The following is a 20423-nucleotide window of genomic DNA, read 5'->3' as shown; positions in this document are numbered from 1 at the left end:
GCTCCCCGCTGGTCGAACCAGCCACGGTGCCACCGGGCCGTGGACGCCACCCGCTCCAGGGACACCTCCGGGTGCTCGCGCCACCAGGCGGCCCACCGCCGGGCCTGCACCCGCACCACACCCGCGTCCCGGCCCGACACCACCACCGGAAACACCCCGCCGGCGGCGGCCTGTTCGGTAGCGTCCGGCCCGGCGGCCTCCTCGGGCTCCTCCGGGGATCCCGTGCCCGTCGGTGCCTCTTCGAGGACCAGATGGGCGTTGGTCCCGGACAGGCCGAACGACGACACGCCCGCACGCCGTACCCGGGAGTCCTCCCGAGGCCAGGAGCGCGCCTCGCCCAGCAGCTCGAGCCCGCTGCCCTCCCATGCGATGTGCTCGCTGGGCCGCTCGGCGTACAGGCTCGGGGGCAGCTGCTCGTGCTGGAGGGCGAGCACCATCTTGATCACGCCGGCCACGCCCGCGGCGGCCTGGGCGTGACCGATGTTCGACTTCGACGACCCCAGCCATACCGGCTGCTCCGCGGACCGCCCCGGCCCGAAGACCTCGGCCAGCGCACCGGCTTCGACCGGGTCGCCGAGGGGGGTGCCGGTGCCGTGTGCCTCGATCGCGTCCACGTCCGCCGGGGACAGCCCCGCACGCGACAGGGCTTCCCGGATCACACGCTGCTGTGAGGGCCCGTTCGGGGCGGTCAGCCCCTGGGACCGGCCGTCCTGGTTGACGGCCGAGCCCCGGATCACGGCCAGGACGCGGTCACCGTCGGCCTGCGCCGCCGACAACCGCTTGAGGACGAGCACACCACAGCCCTCGGACCAGCCTGCCCCGTCCGCGTCGGCGGAGAAGCTCTTGCACCGGCCGTCGGCAGCGGTGCCGCGCAACCGGGAGAACTCCACGAACACCGACGGCGTCGACATCACCGTCACGCCGCCGGCCAGCGCGACGTCGCACTCGCGCTGCCGCAGCGCCGTCACCGCCAGGTGCAGCGCCACCAGCGAAGACGAACACGCCGTGTCCACCGTCACCGCCGGGCCCCGCAGCCCCAGCGAGTACGACACCCGGCCCGAGAGCACGCTGCTCGCCCGGCCGGTGTTGACGTAGCCGTCCTGGTCCCCGAGGCCGTGCCCCAGGCTGCCGTAGTCGCCGTTCATCGTGCCCAGGTACACACCGGTGTTGCTGTTCTCGACGGCTTCGGAGGGGTACCCGGCCCGTTCGAGGGCTTCCCAGGCGGTCTCCAGGACGATCCGCTGCTGCGGGTCCATGGCCCGCGCCTCGCGCGGCGGTATCCCGAAGAAGCCCGCGTCGAACTCCTCCACGTCCCGCAGGAATCCGCCCGTCCGCGCATAGCTCTTGCCCACGGCCTCCGGATCCGGGTCGTACACGTCCCAGCCGTCCCACCGCGACGGGAACCCCTCGATCGCGTCCCCACCCGACGACAGCAGCTCCCAGAACTCCTCCGGAGTCCCCACCCCACCCGGCAGCCGGCACGCCATCGACACGATCGCGACCGGTTCGGTCAGTTGTGCCTCCAGATCGGTCGCCCGCCGCTTGAGCTCCCGGATCGCGGGCAGGGCGAGTTCCAGCCGACTCTGTTCAGACATCAGGAGTTCCTTCCGGGAAGTGCGGGTTGTGGAAGCTTCTAGAGTTCGAGGAGGGCGTCGAGCTCGGCGCCGATCTCGGCGACCGAGCGGGCCGGCGCCGGCGCGGCCGGGTCCGGTGAGGCCTCCGGTTCCGGCTCCGTCCCGGACTCCGCTCGAGCGATCCCCATGCGCCGCATCAGCAGCTCCGCGATGTCCGCCGGGGTCGGGTGATCGAAGGCGAGGCTCGCGGGCAGCGGCACCTCGGCGGCGTTCGCGAGCCTGCGGCGCAGCTCCATGGCCATCAGCGAATCGAGGCCGAGGTCCTTCAGTACGGCCTTGCTCCTGAGCCCTCCGGGCCCGGGCAGCCCCAGGACGACGGCGGCCTCCTCCAGGACCAGCCTGGTGACCGAGGCGGCCTGTTCCTCGGGCGTCCGGCCCTCCAGACGCTTCCGCAGCCCGCCGCCCGCCGGGTCCTCGCCGGCGCGGCGCAGGGCCGGCCGGACCAGTCCCCGCAGCAGCGCCGGGGGTTCGCCGTCCAGCGCCGCGAGGTCGAGCCTGACGGGGACGAGGTTGACGTCCGGCGAGCGCAGTGCGCGGTCCAGCAGCCGCAGGGCCTTGGCGACGGGCAGCGGTGCGATGCCCTGCCTGCGCAGGCGTCCCAGTCCGGCCTCCGTGAGGTGTGCGGTCATGCCCGAGCCCGCCTGCTCCCACAGCCCCCAAGCCAGGCTGGTCCCGCCGCTGCGGGCGGCGAGGGCGTCCAGGTAGGCGTTGGCCGCCGCATACGCGCCCTGCCCGGCGGAACCGAGGATTCCGGAGACGGAGGAGAACAGCACGAACGCCGACAGGCCGAGATCCGCGGTGAGTTCCGCCAGGTGCGCGGCCCCGTCGAGCTTGGGGGCCAGCACCGTGCGCAGGCGTCGCTCGTCGTAGTCGAGCAGCAGGCCGTCGTCGAGTACGCCGGCGAGGTGCAGTACCGCCGACCAGTCGTCGGCCGAGGACAGTACGCGGGCCAGCTGGGTCCGGTCGGAGACGTCGCAGGCCAGCACCCGGACGGACCGCGCTCCGGCGGCGGTCAGTTCGGCGACCAGGGCTCCGGCCTCCGGGTTCGCGGGGCCGCTGCGCGAGGTCAGCACCAGGTCGCGGACCCCGTGCTCGGTCACCAGGTGCCGGGCGACCGCCCTGCCGAGTTCGCCGGTGCCGCCGGTGATCAGCACCGTCCCGTCGGCCACGGAGCCGGAGCCGGCCGCCGCACCGGCGGCGCCGGCGGCGCCCGCCGCAGTCAGCCGGGGCGCGAGGAACTCGCCGCCCCTGACGGCGAGTTCCGGCTCGCCGGTCACGGACAGCGCCGACAGCAGGGTCGGGGCATCGATCCGGTCGCAGTCGACGATCCGGAGGGCCGCCTCCGGGTGCTCGCGCCGCGCCGCCCGCAGCAGCCCCCACAGGGGGGCCTGGGCGAGGCCGCGCACCCGGTCCCCGGGGCGTGCGGCGATGCTGTCCCGGGTGATCCACACGAGCTCGAGGCCCCTGCGGGGCACCAGTCGGCGCAGCAGGTCCAGCGCGCGTGCGGCCGACTCGTGGGCGGCGGCGACGCCCTCGGCGTGCGCGGTGGCGTCGATCAGGATCCGGCGCGGGCCGTCTTCCGTGACCGTCTCGGACGGCGTCACGCCGAGGGCCTCGGACACCGGGCCGCTGCCCAGGACCCGGACCGGCTCCGCCACCGCGGGCACCTGCGGCACGGGCCGGAAGGCCACGCGGTAGAGGTCGGGAACGGTGAGGGCGGCACGCAGCAGGCCGGCGCTGACCGGACGCAGCCGCAGGGCGCCGACGTACGCCACCGGCGCCCCGGCGGGGTCGGTGATCGCGGCCCGGATCCCGTCGTCGCGGACGTCGACCCGGACGCGGAGCTCGGTGGCTCCCGTGGCGTACAGGCGGACGTCGGTGAACTGGAAGGGGAGCTGGGCCTCGGCGGAGGCCGGGACCGCCGCGCGCATCACCTGGAGGGCCGCGTCCAGCAGGGCCGGGTGGACACCGAATCCGCCCGGCTCGCCGGCCGGCAGCCGGACCACGCCGCAGGCCGTCCCGCCCTGCCCGCGCAGTTCGGCCACGCCGTGGAAGGCGGCACCGTAGTCGACGCCCTGGGCGGCGAAGCCCTCGTAGAAGCCTGCGAGGTCCACGGCGGGCAGCGCGGGCACCGACCAGTCGGTGGGCTCCGGACCGAAGGCGTCCACCAGCACGCCCTCGGCATGGGTGCTCCAGGTGCCCGTGCCCTCCGCCTTGCCGTGCAGGGTCACCGGTCGCCGTCCGCCGTCGGCGGGGCCGATCCTGACCTGCACGTGTACCGCGTCCTCCAGGACCATGGGCCGCGACAGGGTCAGCTCGCCGACGCCGGCCGCTCCGGCCTGGCCGGCGCCCGCGAGGACCATGTCCAGCAGCGCGGTGCCGGGGACGACGACGGTGCCGAAGACCACGTGGTCGGCCAGCCAGGGCTGGGACGACGCCGACACCCGGCCGGACAGCACCCAGCCGCCGTCGGCCAGTTCGGTGACCTCGGTCAGCCACGGGTGCCCGGCTCCGGAGCCGGAGCCGTACGGCCAGAAGCGCTTGCGCTGGAAGGCGTAGGTGGGAAGGTCGACGCGGCGGCGGCCCTCGCCCAGGAGCGGGGCCCAGTCCAGCCCGGCACCCGCCGTGTGCGCCCTGGCGACCGCGAGGGTCAGTGCCTCGGGACCGGACCGGTCGGCACGCTGGGTCGGAACCACGACGGCGACGTCGCCGTCGAGGCAGTCCTCGATCATGGCGGCGGGCGTTCCGTCGGGGCCGATGTCGAGGAACCGGGTGACGCCTTCGCCGCGCGCGGTACGGATCGCGTCGGCGAACCGGACCGGCTGCCTCACCTGGCGCACCCAGTGGTCGGGACCGCAGTCGGTGACGGTCCGCCCGGTCAGGTTCGTCACCAGCGCGATGCGCGGCGGGTGGAAGGTGAGCCGCTCGGCCACGCTCCGGAACTCGTCGAGCATGCCGTCCATATGCGCGGAGTGGAAGGCGTGGGACACGTTGAGCCGCTTGGTGCGGCGTCCGGTGAACCGCCCGGCCACCTCGGCCACGGCGTCGGCGTCACCGGCGATCACCACGGACCGCGGGCCGTTGACCGCGGCGAGGTGCACCCGCGCGGACAGCAGCGGGGCCACCTCGTGCTCGCCGGCCTGGAGGGCGAGCATCACGCCGGTGTCCGGCCGGGCCTGCATCAGCCGGCCGCGGGCGGCGACCAGCGCGCAGGCGTCCTCCAGGGAGAGCACGCCCGCCACGTGTGCGGCGGAGAGCTCACCGACGGAGTGTCCGAGCACCAGGTCCGGCGTGAGCCCCCAGCTCTCGAGGAGCCGGAACACCGCCACCTCGAAGGCGAACAGCGCGGGCTGGGTGAACTCGGTGCGGCGCAGCGCGTCCGGGTCGTCGATGACCTCGGCGAGCGGACGGCGCAGGTGCGGGTCGAGTGCGGCGCGGATCTCCCGCCACGCGGCGTCGAACACCGGGTACGCCGCGCGCAGATCGGCGCCCATGCCCACACGCTGGGTTCCCTGCCCGGCGAAGACGAACGCCGTCCGGCCGTCGTCCGCCGAACCCTCCACCACGGACGCCGAGGACGCCCCGTCGGTGATCGCGCGCAGCCCCGCGAGCAGGTCGCCGGTGTCGCGGCCGACGACGACGGCGCGTTCCCGGAAGGAGGTACGCGAGGTGGCCAGGGAGAACGCCAGGTCGGCCGGGTCGGTGCCGGGGTGCGTCCCGACCCGGACGGCCAGCCGGGACGCCTGCTCGCGCAGGGCTTCCGGGGTCCGCGCGGACAGGGTCCAGGGCAGCAGGGCAGGACGGGGGCCGGCGGCCGGTTCCTCGGCCCCTGCCGGCGGTTCCTCGGCCCCGGCGGCCTGTTCGAGGATCAGGTGGGCGTTGGTGCCGCTGATGCCGAACGAGGAGACGCCGGCCCGCCGCGGGCCGTCCGCGTCCCAGGCGACGGGGTCGGTGACGAGCCGGAGGGAGCCCTCCGACCAGTCGACGTGGCGGGAGGGGGTGTCGGCGTGCAGGGTACGGGGCACCGTGCCGTGGTTCATGGCCAGCACCATCTTGATCACGCCGGCCACGCCCGCCGCCGCCTGCGTGTGCCCGATGTTGGACTTCACCGAGCCCAGCCACACCGGCCGTCCGGAGGCGCCGTAGGTGGCCTGCAGTGCGCGTGCCTCGATGGGATCGCCCAGCGTCGTGCCGGTGCCGTGGGCCTCCACGACGTCCACGTCGGAGGCTTCGAGCCCTGCCGCGGCGAGAGCCTTGCGGATGACCTGCTGCTGGGCCCGGCCGTTGGGCGCGGTGAGCCCGTTGGACGTGCCGTCCTGGTTGACGGCCGAACCACGGATCACGGCCAGTACCGGGTGCCCGTTGCGCCGTGCGTCGGACAGCTTCTCCAGCAGCAGCAGTCCGCTGCCCTCGGACAGTGCCGTGCCGGAGGCCCCGTCCGAGAAGGCGCGGCACCGTCCGAGGGGGTCGAGGCCGTGCTGCCGGCTGAATCCGACGAACAGTCTCGGCGTGGCCATCACGGTGGCGCCGCCGGCGACGGCCATCGCGCACTCGCCCCGCGACAGGGCCTGCGCGGCGAGGTGGATGGCGACCAGCGAGGCCGAGCACGCGGTGTCCACCGTGACCGACGGCCCCTCCAGGCCCAGTGCGTAGGAGACGCGGCCGGAGACCACGCTGGCGGCGCTTCCGGTGAGCCCGAACCCCTCGGAGCCGTGCGGGGTGCCCAGCGAGGCGTAGTCCTGGCCGTTGGTGCCCAGGTAGATCCCGGTGTCGCTGCCCTTCAGCGCGGCCGGTGCGATCCCGGCCCGTTCCAGCAGCTCCCAGGACCCCTCCAGGAGGATCCGCTGCTGCGGGTCCATGGTCAGCGCCTCGCGGGGGCTGATCCCGAAGAACTCCGGGTCGAAGTCGGCGGCGGCCACGAAGCCGCCTTCGCGGACGTAGCTCGTACCGGGGTGGTCGGGATCCGGGTGGTACAGCGCGGACAGGTCCCAGCCCCGGTCCTCGGGGAACGGCGTGATGGCGTCCCCGCCGTCGGCGAGCAGCCGCCAGAAACCCTCCGGGTCGCGTACTCCGCCGGGGAACCGGCAGCTCATGGCGACGATCGCGATGGGCTCGCCGGCGCCGGCCTCGGGGGCACCCGACGGGGCGGCCTCGGGGGCGGCCGCCGGGGTGGCGGTGGCGGTACGGGCGGCCGGGGCGGTCTCCCCGGCGGCCGGGTCGGGCTCCTCGTGCAGGTACGCGTCGAGGATGTGCTCGGCGACCTGCGCGGGCGTGGGGTGGTCGAAGATCAGCGTGGTGGGCAGCCGCAGGCCGGTGACCGCGCCCAGCCTGTTGCGCAGTTCGACGCCGAGGACCGAGTCGAAGGCGAGTTCCCTGAAGGTCCGCTCGACGTCCACCGCCTCCGGCGTCGGGTGGCCGAGCACAAGGGCGGTCTGCGCCCGGACCTCCTCCCGTGCGGCGCGCATCCGGCCGTCCGCGGGGAGTTCGGCCAGGCGCCGCCGGAACGCGGGCTCCTGGACGGCCGAGGCGTCCCGGCCGTCGGGCAGGTCGGCCAGCAGGGCACTGGGGCGGGTGGCCGTGAACACCGTGCGGAACCGGTCCCAGCGCACGTCCGCCACGGTGACGCAGGGTTCCGCGGACGCCACGGCCCGGTCCAGGGCCAGCAGGGCCAGATCCGGTGCCATCGCGGGTACGCCGTGGCGGTCGAGGACCTCCTTCACCGGCCCCCGCGCTGCCATGCCGTCGCCGGCCCACGGGCCCCAGGCCACCGAGGTCGCGGGCAGCCCCTGGCTGTGGCGGAGCGCTGCCAGGCCGTCCAGATAGGCGTTGCCGGGCGCGTAGTTGCCCTGGCCCGGGACGCCGACGGTCGCGCCCCACGAGGAGAAGAGCACGAACGCGTCCAGTCCGGGGGCGAGTTCGTGCAGGTTCCAGGCTCCCTGCGCCTTCACCCGCAGCGCCGCGTCGACCCGGTCGGGGGTGAGGTCCTGGACGAGCCCGTCGTGCAGGGCTCCGGCGGCGTGCACCACCGCGTCGGGCCGGGTCCGCTCGACGAGCCCGCGGACCGCTTCCCGGTCGGCGACGTCGCAGGCGACGATCTCGACGCCTGCCCCGAGCCGCTGGAGATCGGCGGTGAGGGCCCGCGCCCCGGGGGCGTCCGGCCCGCTCCGGCTGACCAGCACCAGGCGTTCGGCGCCCTGACCGGCCAGCCGGCGCGCGACCTCGGCGCCGAGCGCGCCCGTTCCGCCGGTGATCAGCACCGTCCCCGTGGGGCTCCAGCCGCGGGCCGGACCCACGGCGGCGCGGACCAGCCGGCGGCCGTACGGTACGGAACCCCGGATCGCGACCTGGTCCTCGCCGTGGTCGCCGGTGAGCACCCCGGCCAGTACCCCCGGGTCGTACGCGGAGGACAGGTCGATGAGGCCGCCCCAGCGCTCGGAGTGCTCCAGGGCGACGACCCGCCCCAGCCCCCACACCAGCGACCCCTCCGGGTCGACCGCCTCGTCCGCGACGGCGGCGGCGTCCCGCGTCACGCACCACAGCGGGGCGCTCACGCCGGCGTCCCCCAGCGCCTGCACGGCGGTCAGGGTCGCCGCGTAGCCCGCGGGAACCCCCGTGTACCCGGTGTACGGCCCGTCCTGCGCCGCCGGCAGGCAGAGCACGCCGTCGCAGGCCGTGCCGCGCAGCCGCGCGGCGAGCGCACCCCGGTCGAGGCCGGGTTCGAGCTCCATGAGGGTGACGCGCAGGCCCTGTCCGGTCAGGGCCCCGGCCACCGAGCGCGCCCAGGCGTCGCCGGCGGGCACGAGGGCCAGCCAGTCGCCCGGGCGCACCGCCGGTCCGGGAACCTCCTTCCAGGCGGCCTTGTACTCCCAGCCGTCCACGACGGACTCCGAGGTGCGCCGCCTGCGCCAGGAGGCCAGGGCGGGCAGGACGGGGGCGAGGGCGTCCCGGTCGAGGCCCAGGGTGCGGGCCACCCCGTCGAGGTCCTCGCGGCCCACCGCGTCCCAGAACGGCGCGTCCTGCGCCGGCCCGCCGCCGTCCGCCGCGCCGTCGATCCAGTACCGCTGGTGCCGGAAGGGGTACGTGGGCAGGTCCACGGTGTTCGCCCGCTCGAAGGCGCGGCTCCAGTCGACGTCCACCCCGGCGGCGTACGCCTCGGCCAGGGCCGTCAGGAAGCGGTCGCCCTCCTGCCTGCGCAGCGTTCCGACGGTGCGCACCTCGGCGCTCTCCTCCACGCCCATGGTGAGCACGGGGTGGGGGGTGCACTCGATGAACACGCTGCGGCCCTCGGCGGCCAGCTCGCGCACGCACGCGTCGAGTTCGACCGTGGAGCGCAGGTTCCGGTACCAGTAGCCCGCGTCCAGGGTCGCGGTGTCGATCCGGCCGACGTCGACGGTGGAGAAGAAGCCCGCAGCCCCGGGGCGCGGCCGGATACCGGCCAGGTCGGTCAGGATGTCCTCGCGGATGGCTTCCACCTGCGCCGAGTGCGAGGCGTAGTCGACCGGGACCCGCTTGGCGCGGATCCCGGCGGATCCGCAGTGCGCGAGCAGTTCCGCGAGCGCCTCCGGGCCGCCGGAGACCACCGTGCTGCGGGGCCCGTTGACGGCCGCCACCGACAGCTGGTCCGGCCACCGCCCGGTCAGCCGCAGCGCGTCCGCCCGCGAGCACACCAGGGAGACCATGCCGCCCCGGCCCGCCAGACCGCGGCGGATGGCCAGGGCCCGCAGCGCCACCACGGCCGCCGCGTCCTCGAGCGACAGCGCGCCGGACAGGCACGCCGCGGCGATCTCGCCCTGCGAGTGCCCGAGCAGGACGTCCGGGTCGACGCCGAAGTGCTTCCACAGCCCGGCCAGGGACACCATCATCGCCCACAGGGCGGGCTGTACGACGTCCACCCGTTCCAGGGCGTCCGCGTTCCCGATCACCTCGGTGAGCTTCCAGTCCACGAACGGTCCCAGCGCCGCCTCGCACTGCGCGAACCGTTCGGCGAAGACCGGTGAGGAGTCGAGCAGTTCCGCGGCCATGCCGGCCCACTGGGCACCCTGTCCGGCGAACATCAGCACCGGGCCGCGCCCGCGGCCGGATCCGACGACCAGGTCCGGCACCTGGGCTCCCGACGCGAGCGCCTCCAGCCCCCGGCTCAGGTCAGCGGTCTCCCGTCCGAGCAGGACGGCCCGGTACTCGTGGTCGGCGCGGGTGGTGGCCAGGGAGAAGCCGACGTCGGCAGCCGACAGGCCGGGGTGCGCGGCGAGGTGGGCGCGCAGCCTACCGGCCCGTTCCCGCAGGGCCTCTTCGGAGCGCGCCGACAGCACCCAGGGGATCCGCGTCCGCGCGGCAGGTTCCCGGACCTCGGCGGCCCGCGCCGGCGGCGGCCCGGCCAGCGCGAGGTGGGCGTTGGTACCGCCGTAGCCGAAGCTGCTGACTCCGGCCAGGCGCGCTCCCTGGGGCCACGGCTGCCGGTCGGTGACCACGGCCAGGTTCGCCGCGTCGAAGTCGATGTCCGGGTTGGGCCGGCGGAAGTGCAGGCTGGGGGGCAGCTCGCCGTGGAAGAGCGCCAGGGAGGTCTTGAGTACGCCGAGCACTCCGGCGGCCGGTTCGAGGTGGCCGAAGTTGGTCTTGGCCGACCCGATCCGCAGCGGCTCCCCGGTCTTCCTGCCGTCGCCGAACACGCTGCCCAGGGCCGCGGCCTCGATCGGATCGCCCCGGCGGGTCCCCGTGCCGTGGGCCTCCACGTACGACACCAGGCCCGGGTCCGTTCCGGCCTCCCGCCAGGCCGAGCGCAGGACTTCGGCCTGCGTGTCGGCGCTCGGGGTGGCCAGGCCGTCGGTGGTGCCGTCGTTGTTCACGGCGCTGCCGCGGATCACCGCGTAGATCCGGTCGCCGCTGCGCCGGGCGTCGCCGAGCCGGCGCAGGACGACGACGCCGCAGCCTTCGCCCCGTACGTACCCGTTGGCGTCCGCGTCGAAGGCGCGGCACTGCCCGTCGGGGTTCTGCGTGCCGAACTTGGACATCGCGACGGTGGTGTGGGGGTGGAGGATGAGGCTGACCCCGCCGGCCAGCGCGAGGTCCGACTCTCCGGAGCGCAGGCTCCGGACCGCCTGGTGGATGGCGACGAGGGACGAGCTGCATCCGGTGCCGACGGACATCACCGGGCCGCGCAGGTCGAGGGCGTACGCGATGCGGGCCGGGATGATCGAGGTGTCCGTGCCGATGGCGGTGTGCGTGCGGATCTCACCGGCGGACGCCCCGGTGGCCAGGTGGTACTCCTGCCACATGGTGCCGAAGAACACGCCGGTGGCCGATTCGGCGAGCCGGTCGGTGCGGATCCTGGCGTCCTCGACCGCGGCCCAGGCGACCTCCAGGGCCACCCGCTGCTGCGGATCCATCTGGGCGGCCTCGGTGGGCGAGATGCCGAAGAACGCGGCGTCGAACCCCGCGACGTCGTCCAGGAACCCGCCCCAGCGGGTCGTCATCTTGCCGGGCGCCGAGGGGTCGACGTCATGCCAGTCATCGGCTCTCCACCGCTGCGGGGGGACCTCGCCGATGGCGTCGATCCCGTCCAGCAGGCCCTGCCAGAGCGCTTCGGGGGAATCGATCCCGCCGGGGAGGCGGCAGCCGAGTCCGATGATGGCAATGTCGTCGGCGTTCATCACGCATCCTCACTTCGGGCAGGTGAAAGGCACGGTGGTCCGCGCCGGCGGTGCCGGGGTCCGGGGGCGGCCGCTGCCGGCCACCCGGTCCCTACGCGGTCTCGTCGAGGCTGATCGCCTGCGCGGGGCACACCCGCACGCACTCCTCGACGCTGTCCCACAGTTCCTCGGGCGGATGCGCGCTGAGCAGCACGACCGTCCCGTCCTCCCGGCTCTGGTCGAACACCAGGGGCTCGGTCAGCGCGCACATGCCCGCGCCGCAGCACTTGTCCGTGTCGACGTCGACCCTCATCGCCGTCACCAGCCGACGGGCAGGCGCCGCACGCCGTACATCGACGACAGGTGGGTCGTCTCGATCTCGTCGGGCGCGGCGGCCAGGTGCAGGCCGGGGAACTCGCGGATCAACTGGCCGAAAGCCACCCGCATTTCGACCCGGGCGAGCTGCTGTCCCACGCACTGGTGCACGCCGTAGCCGAAGCCGAGGTGCCGGCCGGCGCTGCGGGTCAGGTCGAGCGCGTCCGGGTCCTGGAAGGCGTCGCCGTCGCGGTTGGCCGCGGACAGGGCCACGGTCACGACCTCGCCCGCCCGGATCCGCCGGCCCTCCAGCTCGACGTCCTGCGTGGCTCCGCGGATGATGCCGAACTGGACGATGCTCAGGTAGCGCAGCATCTCCTCGACCGCGCCGTCGATCAGGGACGGGTCCTTGCGCAGCAGCGCCAGTTGCTGCGGCCGGGAGAGCAGCAGGTACGTGCCGAGTCCCAGCATCTTCGCGGTGGTCTCGTGGCCCGCCGTGAGGACGAGCATCGCCGAGCCCGCGGCTTCCTCGTCCGTGAGGTCGGACGCGGCGACCCTGCTCAGCAGGTCGTCCTGCGGCCGCTCGCGCTTGAGGCGGACCAGCCGGGTCAGGAATTCCGCCATCAATTGGAATGCTTCCACGACCTCGTCCATCGAGCGGTCGTAGTCGAGCATGGTTTCCGAATGCCGCTGGAAGAACGCGTGGTCCTCGTACGGAACACCCAGCAACTCGCATATCACCAGTGAGGGAATCGGCAGGGCAAATTCGCGCACGAGATCCACCGGCGGTCCGATCTCCCGCATCGCGGCTATCCGGTCCGCGGTGATCCGCTCCACCTTCGGTTCCAGGTTCCTGGTCCGCCGTACGGTGAATTCACCGGTGAACAGCTTCCGGAACCGGCTGTGCTCCGGGGGGTCCATGAAGATGAAGACGCCCGGCCTCGTCGGCCCCGGGGCGCCCTCCCCCACCGCCATCCGGCGGTGTTCTCCGCGTGAGCTGAACCGGGGGTCGTTCAGGACGGCACGCGCGGCGGCGTACCCGGTGACCAGCCAGCCGTCGGTGCCATCGGGGTAGGCCAGTCTGCTCACCGGGTGCTCGTCCCGCAGCTCGGTCAGCTTCGGGGGAGGGCTGAAGGGGCAGGTGCGCTCGGTGGGGAACGCCACCGGCTGCAGATCGGTCCTGGTCAAGTCGACTCCGTGGTTGTAAGGGCTTGTTCGGCCGGCCCAGGCGGAACCCCTGCTCGAAGGACATGCGGTCACGCCCGGCCGCGGAAACGAATTCCCGTTGGCTTCGGGAAAAACACCCGCAGATTGGCGTGACTCGATGATGCCAGACAACCCGGATATCGATCTGTCCATTCATGCCGTGTACAGCTTTCTCGCGATTGCGGCACAACTGCTCCTCAAGCGTTTCCCGAGGATTTCTGCGACGGCTCAGCGGTCCCCGAGACCGGGATTGTTCGTCGCACCGACCAGTACGGCCGAGTTGCCCGGTGCCTGCACGCCCTCCAGCAGGTCCTGATGGGCCCGGCCGATCTCCTCGAAGTCGTACGTGTGCCCCAGGTGCGGGTCGAGGAGGCCCATGTCGACGAGGCGGGTCACGGCGAGGCACTCGCGCGGATTGGCGAAATGGGATCCCTGGAGCCGCTTCTGCCTCATCCACAGGTACCTGAGGTCGACGTCCACGTTGAAGCCGGACGTGGCCCCGCAGATCACGATCATCCCGCCCGTGCCGCACACGTAGACCGACGTGGGGATGGTGTCGCTGCCGGGATGCTCGAAAACGATCTTGGGAGAGGCCTTCTCACCGAGGATGTCCCAGATCTCCCGCCCGAAGGCCCGCAGGTCGGCGGTCCACCGCTTGTGCTCCTCGGTGCCGGCCTCGGGCACGCGTCCCCAGTGGCTGAACTTGGTCCGGTCGATGACGCCCGCCGCACCCAGGTCGAGGCAGTACTTGGCCTTCTCCGGTGAGGACACGACTGCGATGGGCCTGCCTCCCATCTGCCGGGTCAGGGAGATGGCCATGGAGCCGAGGCCGCCGGAGCCGCCCCAGATGAGGACTCCGTCACCGGGCTGCACCGTGTTGGGCGCCCAGCCGTTGAGCTGCCGGTACGCCGTCGCACCGGTCAGCAGGAATCCCGCGGATTCCGCCCAGCTCAGCCTGGTGGGCCGGGGCAGACACTGGAAGTCGGCCACCAGGGCGAACTGGGCGAACGAGCCCCAGTTCGATTCGTAGCCCCACGCCTTCAGCGATGCCGCGAGCATGGGATCGACGCCGAGCCGGACATCGGGATCGTGCTCGTCCCACAGGCCGGCCGAGACGATGACCTCGTCGCCCACCTTGACCTGCCGTACGCCCTCTCCCACCTTCCAGACGATTCCGGAGGCATCCGATCCGCCGACGTGGAAGGGCTCCGGGCTGCCCTGCCGCTGACGTGCCGCCACGACGTCGACGGGATGCCCCTTGGCCGCCCAGACGTTGTTGTAGTTGATGCCGGCGGCCATGACCGCGACGAGGACGAACCCGGGCGGCACCTCGGGCGTCTCGACGACCTCCGTCCGGAAGGCCGTAGCCGGGGCCCCGTACCGTTCCGGGCGGATGACCGACGCGTACATGGAACGGGGGACGGTCCCGAGCGGGGGCAGGTCGCCCACCTCGTAGAGGGTGCTGGTCGTCGAGGAGTTCAAGGTAATCTCCGGTGTCGAGTGGTCGGTTGGTCCCTACGCTCTGTGGGGTGCGGTCAGACACCGGAGGCGTTCGCCGCCGGGACGGCCTCGGCGGACACCGCGTTCTCCAGCATGTAGCCCCGCCCCCACACGGTCCGGATGGACAGTTCGATGGGCAGGAGCCGGCGGCGCAGCCGCATGATGTGCAGGTCGAGCGCGTTCCTGTTCAGCGTCAGCGTCTGCAGGGCGAAGCGCTGCACGAACTCGGAGCGGTGCACGACGTCGCCGAAGCGGTCGACGAGCAGGCGCATCAACTCCGTCTGCGTGGTGGAGACGGTGATGGAGTGATGGCCGAAGCTCAGGGTCCCGGTCGAGTCGATCGTCGGTACCCGGTTGCTGTCGAAACGGCTCTGCAGGACGGTGACCCGGGCTTCGAGGTCGTCCCGGGACACCGGGGGGCGTACCCAGTCCTCGACCGGATCGTTGCTGAACGGCGGCTGCGCGCCCGCCTCCACGACGAGCAGGCGCGGCATGCCCTCCTGCCGGCAGCGCGTTCTCAGATCCGCCTGCGCCGGCCAACGGACGAAGACGACGTCGGAATTTCGAACGCCCACGGGCACGTCCTCCCTGTACAACCCACGTACTTCCGGTCCGAACCACCGAAACCCATGGACCTCTCGGCACGGACGAGCCCCGGTCGAGTCAGTGGTCACAGGCCCGCGTCAGGACGCCGGCGTCGCCTCGCGCAGGCTCCGCGGCCGCAGGTCGGTCCAGTTCTCCTCGACGTACGCGATGCTCCGCGCCCGCCCCGCCGGCCCGGCCACGGCGCGCCAGCCGTCGGGCACGACGGCGAACGTGGGCCACAGCGCGTGCTGCTCCTCGTCGTTGACCACCACGTAGAACTCGCCGTCCTCGTCGTCGAACGGGTTCACTGCCATGTCTTCCTCCGCTGCCTTCAGTTCGGTTCGGGGAGCGCGGCGCGGTCTACCGTGCCGTCGGCGGTCAGCGGCAGGTGGGCGACGACCACGATGTCGTCCGGCACCAGGTGGCCGGGCAGTTCGGCCGCCAGTTCCCGCCGCAGCACCGCCGGCAGCCTCGAGGCCCGGCGGGAGGCCCCGGGCACGTTGGCGAGCGGCCTGGCCCGGGTGTCCAGGGGCCGGTACACCCCGCCGTAGCAGTGCCTGCCGTCCGCGGGCACGATCACCGCCTCGAACCAGCCGGGCGCCTCGGCCGACCAGGTGCACAGGACGGCGCGGCCGTGCTCCCGGCCCCAGATCTCCAGCGCGTGCGGGTCGAGGGGCGTGCCTTCCGCCGTGGCGGGGGCCCCGCATTCGGCCGCCTCGCTCACCAGCCTGGCGTTCGGTATCCGGGTCAGCCGCAGGCGGCCGCCGTGCCGGGCCAGCTCGGCCTCCAAGCCGGACACCTGGTGCACGTCCGAGCCCCAGGTGACGGCGGGGACGTCCGCGAGGTGCGTCGGCGTGCTCGACCGCTTGTGCAGGACGACTTCGTAGCGGTGGCGGGTGAGTTCGTTCCCGTCCGGTCCGGGCTTGAGCCGGACGTCCACGGCCGCGACCTCGTCGTGCGCGTCGGCCCACTCGGTGAAGAAGCCCGGATCGAGGTGGAGTTCCGTCTCGCGGAGCACGGCGCGGGCGACCGCCGCCCGCACGGCGGACGGCTCGTCACCGGGGCGCTGGGCGTGGTGGACGGCCGTCAGGAACTCCCGCAGGGTGCCGTGGTTGCGGACGTCGCCGACGAGGATCCGGCCGCCCGGGGCGAGCCGCCGGAGCGCGACGTCCAGGACGGCCGAGAGGTAGGCGGCGTCGGGGAAGTACTGCACGACCGAGTTGAGGAGCACCGTGTCGAAGTACTCCGCCGGCAGTTCGTCGGCGGAGTCGGCGGGCTGGCACCGCAGTGTCACCCGGTCCTTCAGCCGCGGCTCCGCGGCGACCTGGGCGCCGAGCCGTCCGATGACCGCGTCGGAGAAGTCGGTGGCCCAGTAGGCCTCGGTTTCCGGTGCCAGCGGCCCGAGCAGCAGCCCGGAGCCCACCCCGATCTCCAGCACCCGGCGCGCCTCCAGAGCGCGCACCCGCTCCACCGCGGACGCGCGCCACTGGCGCATCTGCGGCAGGGGGATGGGTTCGCGCGTGTAGGCACTGTTCCATCCGGTGAAGTCTTCGCCGATCCCGTTGTCCGCCGCGGTGTCGCCGTACATCTCGTCGTAGACCGCGCGCCACTTCTCCACGTGCCGGGTCACGTCCGCGTCCGGCACCCCGGGTACGACGTACGCCACCAGGCGCCGCTCCCCGAGCCGGTCCTCGCGGGAGACCACGGCCGCCTGCGCCACGCCCTCCTGCGCGCGGAGCGCGGCCTCGGCCTCCTCGAACCGGCTGGTGGGGCGCTGTCGCGCGTTCGTGAGGGGCGCCATGCTCCTGTTCCCTTTCGGTCATGGTGCGCAGGTTCGGTCGTGAGCCCACCCTAGGAAGGGGAGCACCGGGTCATCGGGCCGTCTGACAGATGTGTGCCAGACCCGGCCGGGCGCCGCGCCGGTGCTCAGGCGAGGGCCGCCACGGCCTCGCCGATGGCCGCCGCCAGGTCCGCCGGGCGGCTGGTCGGCAGGTCGTTGCCGCCCGGCAGCGACACGAGCCGGAACGGCCCGGTGGTGAGCGTCGACCACGCGTCGAGCTGGGCGCGTTCGACGGTGTGGTCGTCGTGGCCGTACAGGGCCACCGTCGGGACCGCGACGGGCTCGGCGCCGCCGCGCTCGTACAGCTCCAGCTCGTGGGTCTCGATGAGTTCGTAGTCGGCGCGCAGGGCGGGCTCGACGATGTCGAGCAGTTCCTCGTTGCCGAGGAGCTGCGCCGGGAGGTACCCGTCCGCCACGACCTGCCGGAGGAAGTCCGGCCGCGGCAGCGCGAACGTGGGCTCGCGGCGGACGCTGCCGGGGGCCGGGTTCGAGGAGACGACCAGGGCCCGCACCCGGGCGGGGCCCAGGCGCCGTGCCACCTCGTAGGCGATCGTCGAGCCGGCGCAGTGCCCGTACAGCACCACCGGCCGTCCCTCGGCGTGCTGGAGCAGTTCGTCGGCGAGCTTGTCGGCGAGTTCGGGCATGGCGGTCTCCGCCGGCTCCTCGAGCCGGGACTCCCGGCCCGGGAGTCGTACCGCGAAGGCGTCGAAGGCGTCGGAGAGCTCGACGCACAGCGGCCGCACCGTGGTCACGCCGGCGCCCGCGTGCGGAAAGGCGTACAGCGCGCACTCCTTGGGGCCTTCGTGGGGGACGCCGACGAACCAGCTGCTTTTCGTGTGAGTTCCCATGCACGTGAGGATGACCAGTCGCCGTGGCCCACGGGCGCCAACCCTGACTGACCTCTGAAAGATCCTCGGACAAAGGCAGCCCACCGCGGCGAGACTGGCATCCGGTCGGAGCCCTCGACCAGGTGAGCGCGGACCCCAGAGCACCGAGAGAGAACGCGGGAGAGATCGGTGAACGACTTCGGATCGGTCGGGGTGGCGAGCCCGGACCACATCGGCCACGACGGCCCGGACCTCGAACTGCTGCGCGCCCGGGTGCGGGTCCAGTGGGCCGACGCGCTGGAGCACGAGGACTTCGGCGACGACGAGGACTTCTTCGAGGCCGGCGGGAACTCCCTGCTGGTCGCCGAGATCACGGCCGCGCTCGGGGCGGAGCTCGGCGTGCGCCTGGCCCTGCGGCTCTTCTTCAACCACCCGACGGTGAACGAACTGACCGGCGCGCTGGCGGCCCACGAGGGCCTTCGGGCGCCGGCCGCACCGGCCGCACCGGCCCGGTGAGCGCCCGGCCGGTGTCCGTCACGGACGCCCCCTGGAGCAGGTGGAACGAGACCGCGCGCCCCTTCCGCGACGACGCCACGATCCCCGTGCTGATCGCCGAGACCGCCCGTCGCCACCCGGACCGGCCGGCGATCGTGACCTCCGACAAACAGGTCATCACCCACGGCGAACTGGACCGCCACTCCAACCGGCTGGCGCGGCTGCTGCGCGAGCTGGGACTGGGCCGGGGCTCGGCCGTCGGCGTGTACGGCGAGCGCGACGCCTCGGCCCTCGTCGGCATGCTCGCGGTGCTCAAGGCAGGCGCCTCCTACGTGCCGCTCGACCCGGCGTGGCCGGCCTCCCGGGTGGTCGGGCTGCTCGACCAGCTCAACGTGGCGGCCGTGCTGACCGACCGCGCGTCCCTGCCCTCCGTACAGGAGTTCCGGTGGGAGGTGCCCTCGCTCCGGCACGTGCTGTGCCCCGGCATCCCCGAGGAGTTCTCCTGGTCGGCCACCTTCCGGCGCGAGGCGGTCGCGGACCTCTTCGACTACCTGTCCGGCTCCCCTGACCCGCTCGAGGCCGCGGGCTTCAACACCCGCCGCTCGCAGCGGCCCTTCACCGCGGATGACCTGCGGGGATACCAGGACCACGTGGCACGGTTCGTACGGGCCGCGACGTCCGCCGAGCGGCCCTCGGTCCTGGAGATCGGGTGCGGATCCGGTCTGATCGTCGAGGCCCTGGCACCGCAGGCGTCCCGCTACGTCGCCGTCGACCCCTCACCGGTGTCCGTGGCCAGGAGCCAGGAGACCGGGGCCCGCGCCGGGGGCGAGGTCGAAGGCGTGGTGTGCTTCGCGCACGAGGCCGCCGAGCGGGTGAGCGGTCCGTTCGACGTCGTCGTGCTGGCCAGTACGGTGCAGTTCCTGCCGGACCTCGACCACCTGACGGGCGTCCTCGACTCGCTCCTCGGGCTGCTCGCCGACGGCGGCGTCATCGTCCTCGCCGACCTCGTCGACCCCGGGCTCGGCGCCCGCTCCGGCCTCCGGGTGCCGCCCCGCTTCGTCGAGCGGCTGCCCGAACTGCTGCCCGGGGTGGCCCGCGCGGACGTCCACCGCCGCCGGGCCGGGGAGTTCACCGGCGAACTGGCAGAGCGCTACGACGCCGTCATCCGCGTCGAGCCGTCGCGCGGCCGTGCGGCGGTGTCCCGCGACCGTGCGGCGCCGCCGCGTGAGCCGCTGTGGACCGGCCATCACGTCGGCCTCCGGCCGGCCGACCCCCTCACCACCGGCCCGACGGCCGACGACGTCTGCTACACCATCTTCACGTCGGGCTCGACCGGTACGCCCAAGGGCGTCTGCGTCTCCCACCGGTCGGCGGTGAACCTCATCGACTGGGTGAACCGCACCTACGGGGTCGGGCCCGCCGACAAGCTCCTGTTCGTCACGTCGTTCTGCTTCGACCTCTCGGTCTACGACATGTTCGGCGTGCTCGCCGCCGGCGCGACCGTACGGCTGGCGTCGGCGGCTGAACTCGCCGAGCCGGACGCGCTGGTGGACCTGCTCGAACGGGAGGCCATCACCATCTGGGACTCGGCGCCCGCCTCCCTGGCCATGGTCATGCCCTTCGTCCAGGCCCGCAAGCCCGCCGGGCGCGACACGCTCCGCCTGGCCCTGCTCAGCGGCGACTGGATCCCGGTGCCGCTCCCGGACCAGATCCGTGCCGCGTTCCCGAACGCCGAGGTGGTGTCGTTCGGCGGCGCCACGGAGTGCACCGTCTGGTCCAACGACTACCGGGTGCGGGACGTCGACCCCGCGTGGCCGAGCATCCCCTACGGCAAACCGATGCAGAACGCCCGCTACTACGTGCTCGACAGCGAGCTGCGGCCCTGCCCCCTGGGCAAGGAGGGCGATCTGTACATCGCCGGCACGTGCGTAGCCCTGGGCTACGCCGCGGCCGCCCCTCTCACCGCCGCGAAGTTCCTGCCCGACCCGGGAGCCGTACGTCCCGGCGAGCGCATGTACCGCACCGGTGACCGCGCCCGCTGGCTGGCGGGCGGCGACCTGGAGTTCCTGGGCCGCCTCGACGACCAGGTCAAGGTGCGCGGCTACCGGATCGAACTGGGCGAGGTGCAGAGCGCCCTCCTCCAGTGCCCGGGCGTCCGGGCCGCGTCGGTGGTGGCGCCCACGGGGCGGGGCGGGCGGTCGCTGGCCGCCTTCTACGTGCCGACGGCCGAGCCGCTTTCGAAGGCCGAGGTCGTACGCGCCCTGCGGACCGTCCTGCCGTCGTACATGGTCCCCGCGCGCATCATCGCGCTCGACGAGCTGCCCCTGACCAGGCAGGGCAAGGTCGATCGGGCCGCCCTCCTGCGCCGGCTGTAGCCCGGGCCGGTCGCGGCCCC

The 20423-nt window shown here is 73.6% G+C and carries 11 protein-coding genes; 2 read left to right on the top strand and 9 right to left on the bottom strand.

Annotated elements, in window-relative coordinates:
* The 9 genes from ABTY04_RS35235 to ABTY04_RS35195 form a co-directional block, all read right to left on the bottom strand.
* On the bottom strand, positions 1 to 1514 hold a 1514-nt coding region (locus ABTY04_RS35235), incomplete at its 3' end, for a type I polyketide synthase (protein ID WP_502996781.1).
* Positions 1515 to 1633: 119 nt separating this feature from the next.
* The gene (locus ABTY04_RS35230) at positions 1634 to 11281 is read right to left on the bottom strand and encodes a type I polyketide synthase (RefSeq protein WP_352217522.1); all 9648 of its coding nucleotides are present in this window, start codon (positions 11279 to 11281) and stop codon (positions 1634 to 1636) included.
* Positions 11282 to 11372: 91 nt separating this feature from the next.
* Positions 11373 to 11573 carry a ferredoxin gene (locus ABTY04_RS35225; protein ID WP_352217521.1) on the bottom strand — a complete coding sequence of 67 codons (201 nt, stop codon included), beginning with the start codon at positions 11571 to 11573 and terminating at the stop codon, positions 11373 to 11375.
* 5 nt (positions 11574 to 11578) lie between these two features.
* Positions 11579 to 12763, bottom strand: a complete 1185-nt coding sequence (locus ABTY04_RS35220; RefSeq protein ID WP_352217520.1) for a cytochrome P450 — start codon at positions 12761 to 12763, stop codon at positions 11579 to 11581.
* Between the two features lie 246 nt (positions 12764 to 13009).
* Entirely contained in the window at positions 13010 to 14263 is a 1254-nt protein-coding gene (ccrA, locus tag ABTY04_RS35215) for a crotonyl-CoA carboxylase/reductase (protein ID WP_352217519.1), read from the bottom strand.
* 53 nt (positions 14264 to 14316) lie between these two features.
* Positions 14317 to 14775 (bottom strand): helix-turn-helix domain-containing protein, encoded by a 459-nt coding sequence (locus ABTY04_RS35210; RefSeq protein ID WP_352217518.1) that lies wholly within the window; start codon positions 14773 to 14775, stop codon positions 14317 to 14319.
* Positions 14776 to 14964: 189 nt separating this feature from the next.
* Positions 14965 to 15180: an MbtH family protein gene (locus ABTY04_RS35205; protein WP_352217517.1), complete on the bottom strand. Its 216-nt coding sequence runs from the start codon at positions 15178 to 15180 to the stop codon at positions 14965 to 14967.
* A gap of 17 nt (positions 15181 to 15197) precedes the next feature.
* Entirely contained in the window at positions 15198 to 16667 is a 1470-nt protein-coding gene (locus ABTY04_RS35200) for a methyltransferase (RefSeq protein ID WP_352217516.1), read from the bottom strand.
* Between the two features lie 125 nt (positions 16668 to 16792).
* A complete protein-coding gene (locus ABTY04_RS35195) occupies positions 16793 to 17554 on the bottom strand; it encodes a thioesterase II family protein (RefSeq protein ID WP_352217515.1) in 762 nt (253 codons plus the stop codon).
* A 168-nt stretch (positions 17555 to 17722) separates the two neighbouring features.
* Between ABTY04_RS35195 and ABTY04_RS35190 the strand changes: the two genes are divergently transcribed.
* Together ABTY04_RS35190 and ABTY04_RS35185 are read left to right on the top strand one after the other, a co-directional pair.
* The gene (locus ABTY04_RS35190; RefSeq protein WP_215143702.1) at positions 17723 to 18049 is read left to right on the top strand and encodes an acyl carrier protein; all 327 of its coding nucleotides are present in this window, start codon (positions 17723 to 17725) and stop codon (positions 18047 to 18049) included.
* An 11-nt stretch (positions 18050 to 18060) separates the two neighbouring features.
* Positions 18061 to 20403, top strand: coding sequence for an amino acid adenylation domain-containing protein (locus ABTY04_RS35185; RefSeq protein ID WP_352217514.1), 2343 nt, complete (start codon positions 18061 to 18063; stop codon positions 20401 to 20403).
* Positions 20404 to 20423: the final 20 nt, after the last annotated feature.

It is taken from the genome of Streptomyces sp. NPDC097981 (assembly GCF_040302565.1).
Taxonomy (GTDB): domain Bacteria; phylum Actinomycetota; class Actinomycetes; order Streptomycetales; family Streptomycetaceae; genus Streptomyces.
Note: the sequence above shows the minus strand (reverse complement) of the source record. Positions and strands in the feature narration are given on the sequence as shown.

Excerpts from the sequence above, each read along its gene's own strand:
- ABTY04_RS35230 (WP_352217522.1), bottom strand. The coding sequence starts at position 11,281 with ATGAACGCCGACGACATTGCCATCATCGGACTCGGCTGCCGCCTCCCC.
- ABTY04_RS35225 (WP_352217521.1), bottom strand. The coding sequence starts at position 11,573 with ATGAGGGTCGACGTCGACACGGACAAGTGCTGCGGCGCGGGCATGTGC.
- ABTY04_RS35210 (WP_352217518.1), bottom strand. The coding sequence starts at position 14,775 with ATGCCGCGCCTGCTCGTCGTGGAGGCGGGCGCGCAGCCGCCGTTCAGC.
- ABTY04_RS35205 (WP_352217517.1), bottom strand. The coding sequence starts at position 15,180 with ATGGCAGTGAACCCGTTCGACGACGAGGACGGCGAGTTCTACGTGGTG.
- ABTY04_RS35200 (WP_352217516.1), bottom strand. The coding sequence starts at position 16,667 with ATGGCGCCCCTCACGAACGCGCGACAGCGCCCCACCAGCCGGTTCGAG.
- ABTY04_RS35195 (WP_352217515.1), bottom strand. The coding sequence starts at position 17,554 with ATGGGAACTCACACGAAAAGCAGCTGGTTCGTCGGCGTCCCCCACGAA.